Origin of the sequence: Vibrio sp. VGrn 2 (genome assembly GCF_009361695.1) — a bacterium.
Lineage (GTDB): Bacteria > Pseudomonadota > Gammaproteobacteria > Enterobacterales > Vibrionaceae > Vibrio > Vibrio diabolicus.
The window spans coordinates 41,797-59,415 of record NZ_RBWD01000005.1 but is presented as its reverse complement, the minus strand read 5'-3'; the positions used below and the strand labels follow the sequence as shown (position 1 = coordinate 59,415).

The 17,619-nt window shown below is 45.7% G+C and carries 17 protein-coding genes; 4 read left to right on the top strand and 13 right to left on the bottom strand.

Features of this window, described 5'->3' with window-relative positions; translation table 11 throughout:
• The first annotated feature begins 44 nt into the window (after positions 1-44).
• Positions 45-383: a DUF1971 domain-containing protein gene (locus D8S93_RS10595; RefSeq protein ID WP_006742231.1), complete on the top strand. Its 339-nt coding sequence runs from the start codon at positions 45-47 to the stop codon at positions 381-383.
• Between the two features lie 129 nt (positions 384-512).
• Here D8S93_RS10595 and manA read toward each other — a convergent pair whose 3' ends face one another.
• The gene (gene manA, locus D8S93_RS10590; RefSeq protein WP_152813102.1) at positions 513-1,745 is read right to left on the bottom strand and encodes a mannose-6-phosphate isomerase, class I; all 1,233 of its coding nucleotides are present in this window, start codon (positions 1,743-1,745) and stop codon (positions 513-515) included.
• A gap of 78 nt (positions 1,746-1,823) precedes the next feature.
• The gene (locus tag D8S93_RS10585; RefSeq protein WP_152813100.1) at positions 1,824-3,731 is read right to left on the bottom strand and encodes a fructose-specific PTS transporter subunit EIIC; all 1,908 of its coding nucleotides are present in this window, start codon (positions 3,729-3,731) and stop codon (positions 1,824-1,826) included.
• Positions 3,732-4,116: 385 nt separating this feature from the next.
• On the opposite strand from D8S93_RS10585, the gene D8S93_RS10580 reads away from it, so the two are divergent.
• Positions 4,117-4,959: a helix-turn-helix transcriptional regulator gene (locus tag D8S93_RS10580; protein ID WP_006742228.1), complete on the top strand. Its 843-nt coding sequence runs from the start codon at positions 4,117-4,119 to the stop codon at positions 4,957-4,959.
• Positions 4,960-4,993: 34 nt separating this feature from the next.
• On the opposite strand, the gene D8S93_RS10575 is transcribed toward D8S93_RS10580, so the two are convergent.
• Together D8S93_RS10575 and D8S93_RS10570 are read right to left on the bottom strand one after the other, a co-directional pair.
• Positions 4,994-5,770, bottom strand: a complete 777-nt coding sequence (locus tag D8S93_RS10575; RefSeq protein WP_152813098.1) for a PTS sugar transporter subunit IIA — start codon at positions 5,768-5,770, stop codon at positions 4,994-4,996.
• An 8-nt stretch (positions 5,771-5,778) separates the two neighbouring features.
• On the bottom strand, positions 5,779-6,081 hold the full coding sequence (locus D8S93_RS10570) for a PTS fructose transporter subunit IIB (protein ID WP_104970216.1): 303 nt from the start codon (positions 6,079-6,081) through the stop codon (positions 5,779-5,781).
• Between the two features lie 268 nt (positions 6,082-6,349).
• Between D8S93_RS10570 and D8S93_RS10565 the strand changes: the two genes are divergently transcribed.
• Together D8S93_RS10565 and D8S93_RS10560 are read left to right on the top strand one after the other, a co-directional pair.
• A complete protein-coding gene (locus D8S93_RS10565; RefSeq protein WP_152813096.1) occupies positions 6,350-8,221 on the top strand; it encodes a fructose-specific PTS transporter subunit EIIC in 1,872 nt (623 codons plus the stop codon).
• A gap of 180 nt (positions 8,222-8,401) precedes the next feature.
• Positions 8,402-9,280 (top strand): NAD(P)-dependent oxidoreductase, encoded by an 879-nt coding sequence (locus D8S93_RS10560; protein WP_152813095.1) that lies wholly within the window; start codon positions 8,402-8,404, stop codon positions 9,278-9,280.
• A 166-nt stretch (positions 9,281-9,446) separates the two neighbouring features.
• Here the strand turns inward: D8S93_RS10560 and D8S93_RS10555 are convergent, their stop codons facing one another.
• The 9 genes from D8S93_RS10555 to D8S93_RS10515 all read right to left on the bottom strand — a co-directional run bounded on the left by D8S93_RS10555 (position 9,447) and on the right by D8S93_RS10515 (position 17,606).
• A complete protein-coding gene (locus D8S93_RS10555) occupies positions 9,447-10,886 on the bottom strand; it encodes a catalase (RefSeq protein WP_152813093.1) in 1,440 nt (479 codons plus the stop codon).
• A gap of 289 nt (positions 10,887-11,175) precedes the next feature.
• A complete protein-coding gene (locus D8S93_RS10550) occupies positions 11,176-11,793 on the bottom strand; it encodes a glutathione S-transferase family protein (protein ID WP_006742223.1) in 618 nt (205 codons plus the stop codon).
• 15 nt (positions 11,794-11,808) lie between these two features.
• Positions 11,809-12,843, bottom strand: coding sequence for an NADP-dependent oxidoreductase (locus tag D8S93_RS10545; protein WP_006742222.1), 1,035 nt, complete (start codon positions 12,841-12,843; stop codon positions 11,809-11,811).
• 149 nt (positions 12,844-12,992) lie between these two features.
• Positions 12,993-13,592, bottom strand: a complete 600-nt coding sequence (locus D8S93_RS10540; RefSeq protein ID WP_006742221.1) for a TetR/AcrR family transcriptional regulator — start codon at positions 13,590-13,592, stop codon at positions 12,993-12,995.
• Positions 13,593-13,642: 50 nt separating this feature from the next.
• Complete coding sequence (yqfB, locus tag D8S93_RS10535; RefSeq protein WP_005392475.1) at positions 13,643-13,963, bottom strand: N(4)-acetylcytidine aminohydrolase; 321 nt, start codon at positions 13,961-13,963, stop codon at positions 13,643-13,645.
• Between the two features lie 64 nt (positions 13,964-14,027).
• Positions 14,028-14,426, bottom strand: coding sequence for a VanZ family protein (locus D8S93_RS10530; protein WP_074189855.1), 399 nt, complete (start codon positions 14,424-14,426; stop codon positions 14,028-14,030).
• A gap of 2 nt (positions 14,427-14,428) precedes the next feature.
• Positions 14,429-15,736 (bottom strand): oligosaccharide flippase family protein, encoded by a 1,308-nt coding sequence (locus tag D8S93_RS10525; protein ID WP_152813091.1) that lies wholly within the window; start codon positions 15,734-15,736, stop codon positions 14,429-14,431.
• A gap of 8 nt (positions 15,737-15,744) precedes the next feature.
• Entirely contained in the window at positions 15,745-16,776 is a 1,032-nt protein-coding gene (locus D8S93_RS10520; RefSeq protein ID WP_152813089.1) for a glycosyltransferase family 4 protein, read from the bottom strand.
• Entirely contained in the window at positions 16,773-17,606 is an 834-nt protein-coding gene (locus D8S93_RS10515; protein ID WP_104972863.1) for a putative capsular polysaccharide synthesis family protein, read from the bottom strand. The genes D8S93_RS10520 and D8S93_RS10515 overlap by 4 nt, the downstream gene beginning before the upstream one ends.
• Between the last annotated feature and the right edge of the window lie 13 nt (positions 17,607-17,619).

Sequence of the window (17,619 nt, the reverse complement as noted above, 5' to 3'; positions counted from 1 at the left end):
CTCGCTTCAAGCAGCACAATTTTATATTCAAAGAGGGTATAACCATGTCACATCTTCGTATTCCGAAAGACTGGACGGTTCAACGTTCGACGCCATTTTTTACCAAAGGCAGTGTGCCTCCAGCTCTTCTAACTCATCACAACACAGCCGAAGGCGTGTTTGGGCAGTTATGCGTAATGGAGGGGCAAGTCACCTACTATGGTTTTGCAGATGAATTCGCGACAGAGCCTGAAATGGTCGTCGTGATCAACGCAGGTCAGTTCGCGACAAGCCCGCCACAGTATTGGCATCGTATTGAAATGAGCGATGATGCACAGTTCAATATTAACTTTTGGTCGAATAAAGATAAAAGTGGACAAGCGATGTTCCACGCTAAGCAGTAAACCTTTCTAGACAATTTGATTATTGAGTGAATTTATCGGGAAAAGCGCATATTAAGTAAAAGAGCAGAGACGTTTCTCTGCTCTTTTTTGCTTATTGGCAGTAACGACATGTGAACTTAATCAGCGATATTAACTGTAAGCCCGTGCAACGCGACCTTCGCAATTCAAGGTGTATTGTTTTGCGTAAGCCGGAATGAAAACAGATTGGCCTTTATCTACTACACATGTTTCACCATTTGCGTGTGTAATCACGAGCGGGGAATCTAGCGGCAAAAGGATTTCTGCGGTTCTTACATAAAGTGTTCGTTGGTTGGCCTGCTTTACAATCGCGAATTTGAAATCGTCGACGGGAACTGGGTATTCCAACATGTCGTCGTTTTCGATTGGCGCAAGCAGTAGGTTGTCGAATGGCTTTTCTTCGAAGCGTGTGCATGCAACGAGTTCTTTTACATCCATATACTTCGGCGTTAAACCGGCACGTAGCACGTTGTCTGAGTTCGCCATGATCTCAAGCCCCGTCCCTTTCAAGTACGCGTGTGGCGTTTCTGCATCCAAGAACATCGCTTCGCCTGGTTTCAGCGTGATGACGTTGAGTAGCAAGGGCGCAAACAAACCAATGTCGCCCGGGTATTGCGCTTCTAACTCCAAGATCAGGTTGAATATAGGTAAGTCGGTGATGCGAGCTTGTGCCAATAGCACCGTCAACGCCATCTCTTTCTGTTCGCCTTCCAATGACAATAGACCGGAGAAGAAGCTCGTCAAGCCTTTGGAAGTTTGATTGTCGATAAGGTCATCCACCAAGCTTTGCAGCTCAGGAATCGCCAGCTCAGAGAAGAAGCTGATGATTTCACTTGTTGGGCGGAAGCCATTCATCGCTTGGTATTCGGTTAGCGCGTAAACCAATTCTGGTTTGTGGTTTGGATCTTTGTAGTTACGGTTTGCAGCGGTTAGGGGAATGCCTTGTTTTTCTTCCAGTGCAAAGCCTAGCTCTGCTTGTTGTTTGTTTGGGTGAACCTGAATCGACAGCGCTTTCTCAGCGGCAAGTACTTTAAACAGGTATGGAAGTTCACCAAAACGGTTTGCGACTTCTTCACTCAGAAAGGCGTTCATGTCTTGAGCAATCAGTGAAGAGAGTTTGGTCTCCTCGCCGTTTACCATCACCACTGAGCAACCGTTTGGATGCGCGCCCATCCATACTTCGGCTTGTGGTTCGCCCGTTGGGTTTTCAATGCCAAACAGTTGGTTAACAGAAGTAGTACTGCCCCAAGCGTAGTTTTGAATCACGTTGTTCATCAGGAAAAACATCGGATGCTTAGCTTGAGTTTGAATCGTTTGTGTATCGGACATCGTTAAATCAGACATAGAGTGTCACCATGCGAGAAAATCATGGCTTAGGCGACATTGCCCAAGCCATAGGAGCCATTTGGGGGAAGGGGATGATTAAGCGGCTGCTTGCATCATTTTTGCTTTACGCACTTTCTTCAACGTTACACACGTTACTGCGGTAACCGTTGCGCCAGTTGCCATACAAATTAGAGCAAGGACTGGGTGGTTCATCGCGCCAAGCAGAGCGACCACGGGACCACCGTGAGCAACGCTGTTGGTGATGCCGAATGAGAACGCCATTACTGCCGCCACCATTGATCCAAGTACGTTTGCAGGAATCACTGACATTGGATCTTGCGCTGCGAACGGAATCGCACCTTCAGAGATACCCACCAGACCCATTGCGCCTGCGGCTTTACCCGCTTCGGTTTCTGATTCTTCGAACAGGTCGAACTTACGACCAAGCGCCGTTGCCAGTGCCATGCCTAAAGGTGCAACAGGGATTGCACACGCCATCGCACCCATAAATTGAGTTTGACCGCTCGCAATCATGCCCACAGAGAATAGGAATGCGACCTTGTTGAATGGACCACCCATATCGAAGCCAGCCATACCTCCAAGTACGATACCTAGTAGAACGACGTTACCTGTACTCATGCTCGTTAGTAGCGCAGTCAGACCGTCCATTAGGCTTGCGATTGGCGCGCCGATAACGAAGATGAATAGACCTGCGATGAACAACGAACCTGTGATTGGCGCAATCATGATTGGCACCAAAGGTTGAATGAATTTGTGGTAGTTAATCGACGTAATCCACTTCACGAAGTAACCCACAAGCAGACCAGCGATGATGGCACCGATAAAGCCTGTACCTGCGTCTGCGCCGTAGAAAGAACCGTTGTTTGCAATCCAACCACCGATCAAGCCAGGAGCCAGAGCAGGACGGTCAGCAATCGCGTAAGCAATGTAACCGGCTAGGATTGGGATCATCAGCGTAAAGGCAACCACACCAACGTTGAGGATTTGGTTCCACATGCTGCCTTCAGGAATTGCCATGCCCGCTTCACTTGGCTGACCACCGACTGCAAGAGCAAGGGCAATCAACAGACCCCCCGTTACGACGAAGGGGATCATGTGTGATACGCCGTTCATCAAGTAGCGATATAAGTCAGAACGGGCTTGAGAAGCTTTGTTTGCAACTGACGCTTGCGTATTGCCATTGGACTCAGCTTGGTACGTCGGTGCGTTTAACGCTTCATTAATCAGTCCTTGAGCATCGCGGATTGGGGCTTTTACGTTGGTTTTAACCACGCGTTTGCCCGCGAAGCGGTTCATGTCGACTTGCTTGTCACATGCGACGATGATGGCATCTGCACGCTCGATTTCTTCTGCGGTTGGGCTGTTTTTCACACCGATTGAACCGTTCGTTTCAACCTTGATTTCGTAGCCCATCGCCGCTGCACCTTTCTCTAGCGCTTCTGCTGCTAGGTAAGTGTGCGCAACGCCAGCAGGACAACCAGTAACACCAATGATGAAACCTTGGTTTGCTGGAGCATCTGTCACTGGTTGCGGTTCTTCTTTAGCAAGAAGGAGTGCCAGTGCGTCGTGGCTGTTTGTTGCGCCTAAGAACGCATCGATGAAACCATCTTCAATCAGTTTTGAAGACAGTTCTGCAAGTACTTCGATATGGTGGTTATCGCCACCGTCTGGAGAAGCTATCATGAAGAACAGCTTTGAAGGTAAACCGTCTTCCGCGCCGTAATCGATACCTGATTTGCTTACGCCGATCACAACCGCCGGTTCAATCACAGCGGCGCTTTTCGCGTGTGGAATTGCCACGCCATCTTCAAATCCGGTATTTCCTAATTCTTCACGTGCTTTTATATCTGAAAGAAATTGTGTTTGGTCAGAAATACGACCTTGGGCGTGTAGAACTGCAACCAGTTCTTTAAATACGTCTTCTTTTGAAGACGCTTTAAGATCAAGCTTAATTAAGTCTTCATTTATTAGTTTGGTGATCATTGTAGAACCCCTATAAATATAATTTTTATTTCAGGGGTATTTTTAAATTACTGATAAAAAGACTGTAGTGAAGAAAAAATGCATTTACTGGAGGATTGTAACCGACTCACTATAGTGTGATTTAGATCGTTCACTGGACAAATCTAGCTGCATATATGTGACATGATGGATAAGAAGCTAAACGATAAGTGAAATGTGGATTTGCTCCCATTTGAAAAGGGATTGAGTGTTGTTGATAGAGTTTTTGTTACTGGAAATTTGATGCGTTAACTAGATTTTTGTAACATCAAAATGGAAGTGTGATTTTGCTCAATAGCACAAAAGTCCAGTCCGGTGTATATCTATAGTAAATAGCATCATTGATGCATATATAGAGTGTGAGACAATGATTTTTCATGATTTAATTTCAGCGGTATTAAATGAAAGAGAGCCATTTCATAATATTTGGTTTGCAGGAGATTTTCATACGCCGCCTGAATTTAGCTATCAAGTTAATTTCCCTCGCCTAGAGTTAGTTCTGGATGGGGAATATATTAATGAAATGGAAAGTCATGATCGAAAAGTAACGCACATCGTTGCTAAAAAAGGCGATGCGATATTTATTCCACCTAACTGTTGGAATAAACCAGACTGGGATACCGATTGTTCAGTGTTAAGTATTTTGTTTGGGCGTCGACAACTTGGGTTGAGTTTGGTGAGCAAACGCAAAGGTGAGGCAAACTTTTACGATATTCAAAAGCATAGCATTCAAACGCGCTCAGGATTTGCGATAGATAACATCTTAGAAGCGTTGAGCTCACTGGCTCGTGAGAATACTAAAAAACCAATGGATGAGCTTTTACTACAAGCATTATTGCAATACGCGAAGACGATGTTGGATGCACCAGTCGAGCAGCAGTCACATAGCCGTGTGCAAGATCTCTATCAAGGGATCTGCATCTACATTCAAGAGAACTTCCATCGCCCAATCACGCGTGACAGCATTGCGTCGAGATTCAGTATTTCCTCGAACCATTTGTCGCGCTTGTTCCGTCAGCAGGGGCACATGACCTTGGCAGACTACATTACTTGGGTACGCGTGGATCGTGCGAAGTTTATGCTCAAGAAATACAACTTCAAACTCAATGACGTGTCAGTGCGCTGCGGATTTAAAGACGTGAACTATTTCTGCCGAGTATTTAAGAATCGTACAGGCAGAACGCCGACGGAATATCGTGGTTCGATTTAAACCTTCAGTAAGAGTGCGTAAATCATAGAGAAGTTTAGGCGAGCAGCCTCGACATGGCGTACATCAGCAGCGCTTGTAAGTCGACGCTGCTTTTTGTTAGTAGTAGGCGTTCCGCCATTTGATCGGTAAGCAGATTTCGTGTGAGGTTAGTGGCCGCAATGATCTGTTCTCGGGTCGGATTTTCTGGCATCACCAGTGCTATAGCCAGATGAACATCACCCATCTTTGAAGCCCAATCCATCGACTTTTCATTTGCAATAACGGCAATGGAAATATGGTCAACACCTGAAAACATCACATGCGGTAGAGCGATCCCCGGAGTCACGCAAGTTGATGAACGTTCTTCGCGTTTAATAAAAGCAAGAATCAGTTCGTCGGGATGAATGGGGTGGATGAGCTGAGCTAGTCCTTTAAGGCATTCAAACTTGGTGAGCTCGGTATGCGCTTTGGCGTACTGCCATTTGATTTCACAAGGTGGGCAAATTTGCGGTAAACGCTCGGCCAGTTGGCTAGAAAACTCATAGTTGATATGAGATCCCACCACCGTAAAGTGTTCAGCAATCATGTCTTTTATGACGAAGCAGGCCAGCTCTGCGTCAATGCCAATCGCTGTGATTTGACACAAATCACCTTGTTGTAGACCTGCTTGCAAAATCGCCACGGACTTGGTGAGTTCCGCAACACGATTTTGCGTTACATTAATGATATGTAAGGTACTTTTGAACTTCTTTGCCACTCGATTGAGTGGCTGAGCAAGGTGCGCACTGGCATTTGCATTATCGACGAAAAAGGTGATTTGGTATTCGTTCATCTGCAAATTTAGTCGCGGCAGTGGACGAGGAATACTTTGTCGACGTTCAGCAAAACCTCTTCAATGGGGATTTGAATTTTGCGCGTCCCTTCGAATCGGCCTAGTTGTTCTATCTCAATATCCGACACGATCAAAACCCGATCCGCTTGAGCGATATCGTGAGGAGTGAGCTGATTTTCTATCCCCATCGCACCTTGCGTTTCTACTTTAATTTGCACGTTATGTTTTGGCGCAGCTTTCATTAGTGCATCTGCTGCCATATAAGTATGAGCGATGCCTGTAGGGCATGCTGTCACCGCTACGATTTTCATGTTCTATCCATTTTATTTTTTTGTGGATATTAGCACAGCCACCGCAGATTGAATTGATTTGAGCTGGATTAACGCAAGAGCTCTATCACAGTTTTAATCTCATGTTACATTAATCCAGTTAATGCACTTTTAGTCCTATATATCAAAGGGTAGGCACTGGTTAATCTATGCCCAAATAAAATGAGTAGGAACACATACGAGCCAGGGGATCCTGTATCTCAAACTCACTTGGGTATATATTCGAGCGTGAATATTGGAAGGTAAAACAATGGACATCACAAACCTAATTGAGCTGGAAACGATATGTTTAGATCTAAAAGCTCAAACCAAAGATGAAGCGCTCAAAGAGCTGGTCGAGATGCTAGAGGCCGCCGGCAAGCTCAATAGTCAAAGCCAGTTTTTGGCAGATATCTGGAAACGAGAAGAGATCGGTAACACAGGATTTGATGATGGTATTGCGATCCCTCATGCCAAAAGTGATGCTGTAGCAAAACCGGCTGTTGCGGTCGGGATCAGCCGTAATGGGATTGATTATGGCGCCGAAGATGGCGAGCTGTCCGATGTGTTTTTCATGCTGGCGTCCCCAGATGGTGATGATCATCATCACATTGAAGTATTGGCACAAATTTCCACCAAAATTATCGAAGACGGCTTTGTTGAAAAGCTCAAACAGGCTCAATCGCGAGAAGAAGCGCTTGAGATGTTGACTGATATTCAAACCCAATCCAATGAATTTCTCCCAACTTCTTTAGAATTTGCATCAGAACCCCTGAGCCCTTGGGCGCAAAAACTTGGCCGCATTAAAGAGCACCTGCTGTTTGGCACATCCCACATGATCCCGTTTATCGTTGCGGGCGGTGTGTTGTTGTCGTTGTCGGTGATGCTCTCTGGTCACGGTGGTGTGCCACAAGAGGGCATTCTGGCCGACATTGCCCAAATGGGGATTGCTGGCCTGACATTGTTTACTGCCGTGCTTGGCGGTTACATTGCTTATTCCATTGCCGACAAGCCGGGCCTTGCGCCGGGTATGATTGGATCTTGGATTGCTGTCAGTCATTACAATACGGGTTTTTTAGGTGCGATTGTGGTCGGCTTTTTTGCTGGCTTTGTCGTTTGGCTATTAAAGAAAATTCAGCTACCAGACAGCATGAGTTCACTCGGCTCGATTTTTATTTATCCGCTAGTGGGGACGTTTGTTACTTGCGGCGCGGTGATGTGGGTGATAGGTGCTCCTATTGCCAGCGCAATGACCAGCATGAACGAGGTGCTGACGGGCATGGCGGGCTCGGGCAAGGTGATGCTCGGTACCGTGCTTGGGGCAATGACCGCGTTTGATATGGGCGGCCCAATTAACAAAGTGGCGACGTTGTTTGCTCAAACTCAAGTGAACACGCAACCATGGTTGATGGGCGGGGTCGGTATTGCGATTTGTACGCCGCCATTGGGTATGGCACTAGCCACGTTTTTGGCGCCGAGTAAATTCAAGCGAGATGAACGCGAAGCGGGGAAAGCCGCAGGTATTATGGGGATGATCGGTATTAGCGAAGGTGCGATTCCTTTTGCCGCTGGCGACCCTGCTCGAGTGTTACCTGCTATTGTGGCGGGTGGCATCGTCGGTAACGTGATCGGCTTTATGTTCCACGTAATGAACCATGCACCGTGGGGCGGTTGGATTGTTCTCCCGGTTGTGGATGGAAAAATTGGTTACATCATCGGCACGATTGCGGGCTCTGTTACCACAGCGTTGATCGTGATTGCACTAAAGAAAGCCGTCACCGAAGATGAGAGTTACACAGGTCATTCTCAAGTATATGGCTCCGTTCAAGGCGAAGGTGAGGCGGATGTTTTGGCGGTTACATCTTGTCCATCAGGTGTGGCACATACGTTCTTAGCGGCGAAGTCATTGGAAAAAGCGGCTTGTGCACTCGGCATTAAGATTAAAGTCGAAACTCAAGGGGCGAATGGCGTCATCAACCGAATTACCGAGAAAGACATCGAGAAAGCGAAGTTTGTGATTTTTGCTCACGATGTGGCGATTAAAGAACCGGAACGCTTTCGAAAAATCCAAGTCTTGGATGTCAGTACCAAGGATGCCATGTTGAACGCCACGGCTTTGTTGCAAGCTCGTAGAGTGTCTTAACATTTAACTTCTGAGAAATGTCGCCTCGATGACCCTGATGAATGCTTTTGGTATTTACTCCAACATCGCGGTTCGCTTTTATTTGTGCCGCGAGTGAAGGATAAATTACGAGTAATGTTTTCAATTCTTTAGTAGCATGTTACAAAACATTTCAGTCAGGTGAACTAAGGGAAGCGTGCAATGGAAAAACAACGAGTAGCATTTATTGGTTTGGGTGTTATGGGTTACCCAATGGCGGGCTATTTGAGCAAAGCGGGATATGAAACCAAAGTATACAACCGCACCAAAGCCAAAGCTGATAAATGGGCTGCAGAATACAACGGCATTGCGTGTGAGACACCGCGAGAAGCGGCAGAAGGTTGCGATATCGTATTTACTTGTGTCGGTAATGACGATGACGTGCGCAGCGTTGTATACGGTGAAGAAGGCATTCTAGTCGGTCTAAAAGCAGGCGCGGTACTGGTTGATCACACCACGACTTCCGCTGATTTAGCCGTTGAATTGGCCGATGCTTGTACCAAATATGGCAATCACTTCATTGATGCTCCGGTATCTGGTGGTCAAGCAGGCGCAGAAAACGGTGTACTAACCATCATGTGTGGTGGCGAGCAGGACATTTTTGATCGTGTGTCTCCAGCGATGGACGTATATGCAAAGCAAATGACGCTTCTGGGTGAAAATGGCCAAGGTCAACGTTGTAAAATGGTAAACCAAATCTGTATTGGTGGTGTGCTTCAAGGCTTGAGCGAAGCGTTGTTACTCGCGCAGAAATCCGGTTTGGATATTGAACAAGTAGTTGAAACACTCAAGCACGGTGCTGCAGGGTCATGGCAAATGGAAAACCGCGCCAAGACGATGGCGCAAGATAAGTTTGATTTTGGCTTCGCGATTGATTGGATGCGCAAAGACTTAGGCTTCTGTCTGCAAGAAGCAGAGCGAGTGGGTCTAGAGCTCCCACTGACTAAGAAAGTGGATGAGCAATACGCTGACCTTCAGCGTGATGGTTTAGGCCGCATGGATACGTCTGTTCTGATTAAAGCCGTTGCTAAGAATCAGTAGTAGATAAACAGTTCTTTGGTATCAAAGAGCTTGAAGAAATTTAAGTTGATCATGATCGTTCCCCTTGAACATTAGTGTGTGATTAACGAACTTGAATGAGGAGGTGCTTTGGGGCACCTCCTTTTTTATGTCTTCTTATCACAGCATTTGCTGGCGCAGTGTCCGTTTACTTGTTTAAGCCTAGCGCAATCTCAAGGCCTTTGCCGTAAGCTTCGTCCGCTTGGTAGGCGTGGTTAACGTGACGTTCTTTGATGAAGTCTGGCACACCATCCATTGCACGAGCGGTGTTGTCGAATAGAGTTTGACGCTGTTCTTCGCTCATAAGACGGAATAGGTCACCCGCTTGGCTGAAGTAGTCTTCGTCTACACGGTGATCGTAATGATCAGCATTGCCGTTGATGCGTAGAGGTGGCTCAGAGTAATCTGGTTGCTCTGCCCATTCTTGTTTGTAGTTTGGCTCGTAACCTAGTGTGGAACCAAAGTTGCCATCAACGCGCATTGCGCCATCGCGGTGGTAGCTGTGTACCGGACAACGAGGCGTGTTAACTGGAATTTGGTGATGGTTTACACCTAGGCGGTAACGCTGCGCGTCTCCGTATGCAAACAGACGGCCTTGCAGCATTTTGTCTGGTGAGAAGCCAATTCCAGGAACGATAGCTGCCGGGTTAAACGCGGATTGCTCAACTTCCGCATAGAAATTTTCTGGGTTACGGTTCAGTTCAAACTCGCCTACTGGGATCAATGGATAATCTTTTTGTGACCATACTTTTGTTAGATCGAACGGGTTAAAGTTCACTTCATCCGCTTCTAGCTCAGGCATGATCTGTACGTACATCTTCCATTTAGGGAAGTCTTGACGCTCAATCGCTTCGTAAAGGTCACGGTGATGGCTTTCGCGGTCTTTACCTACGATCGCTTCTGCTTCTTGGTCAGTCAGGTTTTTGATGCCTTGCTGAGTTTTAAAGTGGAATTTCACCCAGTAACGTTCGTTTTCTGCGTTGATAAAGCTGAATGTGTGGCTACCGAAGCCGTGCATATGACGGTAAGACGCTGGAATACCACGATCACTCATAACGATCGTAACTTGGTGGAATGCTTCTGGTAGTGATGTCCAAAAATCCCAGTTGTTTGTCGAGCTGCGCATGTTGGTGCGTGGATCGCGTTTCACCGCGTGGTTTAGATCTGGAAATTTTAGTGGATCACGGAGGAAGAACACTGGCGTGTTGTTACCAACCAAGTCCCAGTTGCCTTCTTCGGTGTAAAACTTTAGCGCAAAACCACGGATGTCGCGCTCTGCATCTGCGGCACCGCGCTCCCCCGCAACGGTGGTAAAGCGAGCAAATAGCTCGGTCTTTTTACCAATCTCCGAGAAGATCTTCGCGCGAGTGTATTTTGTGATGTCATGAGTCACAGTAAAGGTGCCGTAAGCGCCTGAGCCTTTGGCGTGCATACGGCGCTCAGGAATCACTTCGCGGTCAAAGTGTGCCAGTTTTTCAAGGAACCAAACGTCTTGCAGTAGTTGGGGGCCACGAGGACCTGCAGTCATCACATTTTGATTATGGGCGACAGGACAGCCTGCGGCGGTGGTTAATTTCTTATTTGTCATTTTTCTTCCCCTCCAGGGATCAATACCTTAGCAACTGAAGAGAAGATTATTACGGAAAAGCTGGAAGCAAAAACTGATACTGCTTATCAATTCAATAGGTGGGAACGATGATGAAAAGTAACTTAGAATCAGATTTTTAGCTGATTTTTATGATTGGTTTATTAACGTATTGGCGAAGAGGGTAAAAAGAGCACGCAGGCATTTGCATGAATTGCGCTTTGTTGACAAGGTTAATGTCGGAAATCGCCCCTTTGATATCGCTTTATTGATCATCAAAGGGGCGGAGTGATTAGGAGTACTTCACTTCAATTTGCTCAGCTTTTTCAAACGCTGGATGCGTTGCAAGTTGTTTTCCATAACGTTCAATATTCGGGAAGTGACCAGCCAAACCGAACTTATGCACGAGCTCGACAATAAATGACATCATGATGTCTGCGCCAGTTAAACGTTCTTCTACTAGGTAAGTTTTGCCTTCTAGCGATTGCTCGAAATAACCCAGAACGTTCATCGCTTCTTTGTCAGCATAGCCTGATAGAAATTGAGTTTCGTTTGGCTCTTTGCTAATAAAGATTTTTAACAACATTGGTAAGATTGCTGAACTTTCAGCAAAGTGCATCCATTGCAGGTACTCAGTGTGCGCCTTCGTCCCACGCTCAGGAGCCAACGCACCATCACTGTACTTCTCAATCAAATATTCGGTCATCGCGCCTGATTCAATGATGAACTCGCCATCATCTTCAAGCAGGGGCGATTTACCGAGCGGATGAACGCTCTTTAGCTCAGGCGGTGCCATGAAGGTCACTTTGTCACGAACATAAGGCACGATTTCGTAATCCACATTTAGCTCTTCAAGTAACCAAATGATGCGCTTTGAGCGAGACTGATTGAGATGGTGAAGTTTAATCATTTATTTATCCCTTCCTTATAATGGGTCGTTAATCTGTACTACAAGCTTGCCGAAGTTCTTACCTTCCAACAGACCGATAAATGCTTCTGGTGCATTCTCCAGTCCTTGTACTAGATGTTCACGGTATTGGATCTTTCCTTCAGCCAACCATTGATTAATATCTTGCGCAAATTCACCGTAACGATGTCCGTAGTCATCAAAAATGATGAAGCCTTGCACCTTGATCCGTTTAGTCAGCAGCTTACCCATTAATAATGGAAGATGGTCGGTACCTTCAGGCAGTTCTGTTGCGTTGTATTGAGATATCAAACCACAAAGTGGGATACGTGCGCTGGTATTCAGAAGTGGCATTACAGCTTCGAATACTTTGCCACCTACGTTTTCGAAGTAAACATCGATACCTTGATCACAGGCGTTTTTCAACTGTTCTGCAAAGTCGTCAGCTTTGTGATCGATACATTCATCGAAGCCAAGGACTTCTTTGGCGTAACGGCACTTTTCTTCTCCGCCTGCAATACCAACAACACGGCAACCTTTGATTTTGCCAATTTGACCAACGGTCGCGCCCACAGGGCCCGTCGCGGCTGCTACCACAATGGTTTCACCTGGTTTTGGCTGACCGATATCGAGCAAGCCCATATACGCGGTAAAGCCTGGCATGCCAGCAACACCTAGAGCGTATGATGGGTTTTGTGGTTCTTTGCCAAGTTTAATCACCATCTCACCAGTTGAGATGGCGTAGTCTTGCCAGCCAACAGTGTATGCAAGAACCCATTCACCCGCTTCATAATCTGGGTGGTTCGATGCTTCTACCTGACAAACTGTGCCAGCGATCATTACGTCATCAACCGCAACAGGATCGGCGTATGACTCGGCATCGCTCATGCGACCGCGCATGTATGGGTCGAGAGATAAGTAAACGGTTCTCAGTAGCATCTCACCATCTTGAGGAGTCGGTTTCGCCACTTCTTCTAGACGAAAGTTTTCTTTTGTTGGTGCACCGTGGGGACGTGACGCGAGTACGATTCTGCGATTTGTTGCGTTAGTCATATTTATCTCACTTATTGATTAGACCGGTCGTCTAGTTTTGATTTCAAAATATCCCGCTCATAGAGCGGGAAGGTGTATTGTGCAATCACAGGAGTTATTACCAACTGTGAAACACATGTAGGGTGTTCATCTTACTTTTACGCTACCTACTATGGGCAAGTTCGCGTGTTTTGCAGTAGATGTTGAGTATAGGTCAGACTTTGCGTTAATGCTGCCTGATCTTGATACAGTTTGTTCAGCAAGCTTGCGCCGTTCCAAAGGTAGTATATCTGCCTTGCCAATAAAGCACTGTCACCATTTGGGATAGAGCCATCTTGAATGCCTACGTCAATGCAATCCGCCATTGCTTGAATGGTTTTGTCTGCACCTTGGCGTAACGCTAGACGCATGGACTCTGAGAGATCGGAGACTTCCGCACTTAACTTGACCAACAAACATTTGTTCGCATTACATACGTCGTCTTCTACTTTGACCATTTCTTCAAAGTAGCTCATTAGGCGTTGGTAGCCATTCAGATCGGTATTGGTAAAGCGTGCGTTTAAACGCTCAAAATACTTAGTAAAGTAGTCTTGAATCATCGCTTCACCAAATTGTTCTTTGGATTTGAAGTAATGATAAAACGAGCCTTTCGGCACCGCGGCCTTTTTTAAAAGCTCTGAAAGGCCAACACTCGTAAACCCTCGGTTTACGATTAACTCGTATCCGACGTCGAGAATATGTTGGCGTGTGTCGTTCGTCTTTGCGTTCATGAAGCGTACTATAGAATGAATTAGACCAGTCGTCTAGTGTTTGTTGTAGGTTATTTGATTAGCTCGTACTCAATCACAAATAGCGTATCGGTGTTTGGGTAGATTTCTCGAATTAACTGCTTGAGTTTTGGTAGTTCGATGGCTTCTTGTTCAGCATGAAACTCATTGATATCTTCAAAGTTGAGTGGCTCTACAGAGCGTATTTTGATGTTGCAGACTTTACGATCCGTCTCTAGCGTAAAAACTTCGACCTCTGTATTTGGAACGTAGTGACTTTCTGATTCATCTCGAATCGTAATCGTTTTTTTGCCTGATGTGATCAACGGGGTTAAGAATTCAAAAAAGGTAATCTTGGTTGGGTGGGATGACATGATGTACTCGTTAGTCTGATTGTTTGGCGTAATTATATACCCAAATAACCTTGAGGTGCTTATTTCAAGAGAACGAGCGAGTGCGCAGGACGCGAATCAACTTGGCACTAAAGTAACCCGAGATAATGCCTATCCAGTTGGTACTGAGATCATCAAAACTAAATGAGCGACTTGGAATAAAAAGTTGGCTTATTTCTTCCATTGAAACGATAGCCAACAGCAGTAGCAAAAGGCGGATGCCAAAGACGTCGGCTTTACTTGAGCTTACCAAAGAGGGGAAGGTGAAGACCGATAAAAAGCCGATCAATAAACTGAAGGTAAAGTGAAGCGTACTCGATCCACCTAAGTAGGTTTCCATTTGCAGGTAAGTGGCATGGTGTAAGTCAGAGCTTTTCCATAAAGAGAGTGAAGCCGTAAGCACCAGAACGAAAACAAAACTCATCCGTGTCAGTATTGAAACCATAATTAACCTATTGGAAAGAAGCCTAAGTAACGTTTTACAAAGTACAACGCTGCTAGATTCTGAATTGCCATGCCAATTGCCATCGCCCATGCTGCACCAATAACACCGAACGTTTGGCAAAGCGCAATGAGCAAGCAGATAGAGATTGTGCCGGAGGAAATTGTAATGTATTTCATGGTTCTTTCGTGACCGCTCATGAGTAATAAAAACCCTACAGAGCCAGTCGCAACATTGACTAACTGCCCTAAAGACAGGACGACTAACAGTGGCGCAGCAGCAAGAAACTCTTCACCAAAAAACCGCATCACAAACTCTGGGAATAGAGTGCAAATAATCACGGGCACAATGGCCAAACCAACGTTGGCTCGGCAAGCTAAACGGCTCAGGCTTTGCAGTTTGATCATTTGGCGCTCTTTGTAGAGAGATGCAAACATAGGGGCGACCACAAAGTTAATGGTAATCAGCACAAAGCCAATCAGTAGTGATGTACGTTGAGCTGCAGCTAATAGACCGAGTTCCGCTGTTGAGATAAAAAAGCCCGCAATGACAAGGCTTCCCCATTGAAGAACGTTCGTGAAGATACTGCCAATCCAGACTTGCTTGGCAGAAGCGACCATTTTTTTGTTTGGTACGAAAGCCGATGTCTGATACTGACCTGAACCTAGCCAATTAACACTGGAAATTACCGCGACGCTCATACTCGCCAGAAGCAGTGCGGTCATCAGATTGTTGATATTTTGCTGACCGATATAGTCCAAGCCAAAGACAAAAAAGACCATCCACATACTCACGCCAAGCTGTAAAGCAAACAGTGATGACACGACCTTTCTACATGCTTGAAGCACACGACTGTTGGTCTGTGCAAGCACCAAAAATGGTATGCAGAACAAGCCTAAAGTAATCGCATACATTGGCGATTGGGTCTGGTTTAGCTGTTCAGGAAACAGATTAAATCCTACCAACAAAACGGCAATGGCTAGCAAGCAAAACGCCATACTTCGATAAAGTGCCGTTTTATAGTTGTGGCTTTGTTGAAGTGTCTCTTTGTTGTTAAAGGCGATCGCATTGTAGCGAACTAATGAGACATCAAAACCTAGCTGAGAAACGATCGCGAGTAGTGAGACTAGGTTGAATAAAAAGAAAAATTGACCGGAAGTCGAAGCGTCACTGGCCTTCGATACAATCAGTGTCAGTAAAAAAGCAAATAGCGCACTCAACACACGCGTGATTGCGGTTTTCAATCCAGTAGATAGCAAGCTTTTTTTACCGCTGGGCATCAACAGTAATTTTTGTTGAATAGTGTGAAACATAGAGGTATTTAACCGTAAATATTATTGAGTGCGAGGCGCTGTTTTTCTTCACTGAAGGCGTCGTTTAACGCTGTTGTATATTGGCAAAAATCAATTTCATCATAATGATTGACACAGTGCGCGATCTGCTTGGCCATTTCTTCAGGTGTTAGCGCTAAAAATGGGTAGTTGAGATCTTGGGTCGCGCCGATAGTTCGAATCACCATAGGAAGATGTAATTTGGCTGCTTCTAGAATAGTTAACGGCATCCCTTCCCATGCTGCAGTATGTAAGTAAAGGTCTGAACCCTTGAGCTTTTTAACCACCTCATCACGAGGCAACATGCCAGTCACATCCACATTTTCTGTACGCAATTTTTGTTCAAGTGTGTGGTCACCGCCACCTATCCAAGTGATATCTAATGGGCGGTTAAGCGCATATCGACTAAGGTGTTGCAATGTGTCGATGAGAAATTGTGGATCCTTTTGGGGCGCAACACGACCAAGCACAACAAGTCGCAGCGCTTCTTGTCTGTTTCGCACTAAACGCTCTTCACTTTGATAAGACACGTAGTTGTTGAGCAGTTCAGCACGTTTCGCGCCAATGCTAATCGCCAGGTCACATTCTCGCTGGCTACAGCCTGCCACCACATCAATTTTGCTTAGTTTTACTTTCTCTAGCGCTTTATAGAGCTGGCGCGCGAGTTCGGAGATATCTTCACGTTCGAAGGCATAACAGTGCGGTGTGTAAACCAAGCGTGCCTTACCAAGCTTTAGAAATCGCCCGAGAAAGCCTGCTTTACTCGAGTGCAAATGCACGACGTCGGGACCAAGTGATGCAATCATGTGGTTTGCATCACGAACAAATTGAAGTAAGCCGCCTTCCACCCATTTGGTCTGTGTGAAAATATGATGGTTGTTCTCATTGGTTAAGTCGTTTTCTCGAGCTCTGGCTAGCAAAAAATGTTGATAGGGTTCGTCTCGAGAGGAGTGAGCATAACTATAGAGGGCTGTTTGAACGCCACCTCCGAAGGCTTCTGTAATATGGAGCACTTTTTTCATGATGATTTTGTTCCTGGTGTCTGCATCCATTTATGTTTGAAAGCATCACGCTCTTGTTCTGAATAAACGTGGCGATATAAGGGAAGATCGTACATATAGAACAGCTTTGAAAAGTCGTAGTGATGCTTAAAGTGCTGGTGGATATTGGAGTACCACTTGTTTTTCGCTTCATTGCTGTTTTTCAGCACGAAGTCTTGCAGCCCGAGAAACTCGCCAATTTCTTTATCGAGAGAGCTGAGCTTTTCGCATTTGATTAGCATGACGTTGGCTTGCTCGTTCTTGAATGTGAAGAAAGGTTGAGTGTTGTCCAATTCTTGACGCATCACATCGATATTGAAGTTACGTTTTAACTCGTTGTCGAACCAGTCCGCAAAATAGTTGAGATTGATATAGTTATCGAAACAATGTTCGAGGTGCTGATACGTGACTGCCATATCTCGGTGAATTGCATCATTCTTTTTGCCTTCGATAAATTGCAAATGGAGGTCTTGAAAGAAACGAGAAAAGACTGTTGCGATTGGATCACGGACCAGTGTGACGATTTTGATCTGTTCGCGTTTTTGTAAGATACGTTTTCGTTGCTTGAGCACTAAGCGGTAGAGCGCACGGTTTTTGAAATCGAAAAATTTACTCACGTCTTTTTTATTGTGATACATGTGAAATTCTTCGTGATCATCAAAGGTGTGGATGTGATAGCTCGGGATATTTCTTTCTCCCAGCGTGTGCTCAATTGACGATGAGCCAACTTTGCCCATTTGGTAAACTAAAACAAAATTGTCAGCTTGGAGTTCTCGGTTCTTTTCAAATTGTCGAGAGATTGAATACTTCATCTATCCTATCCTT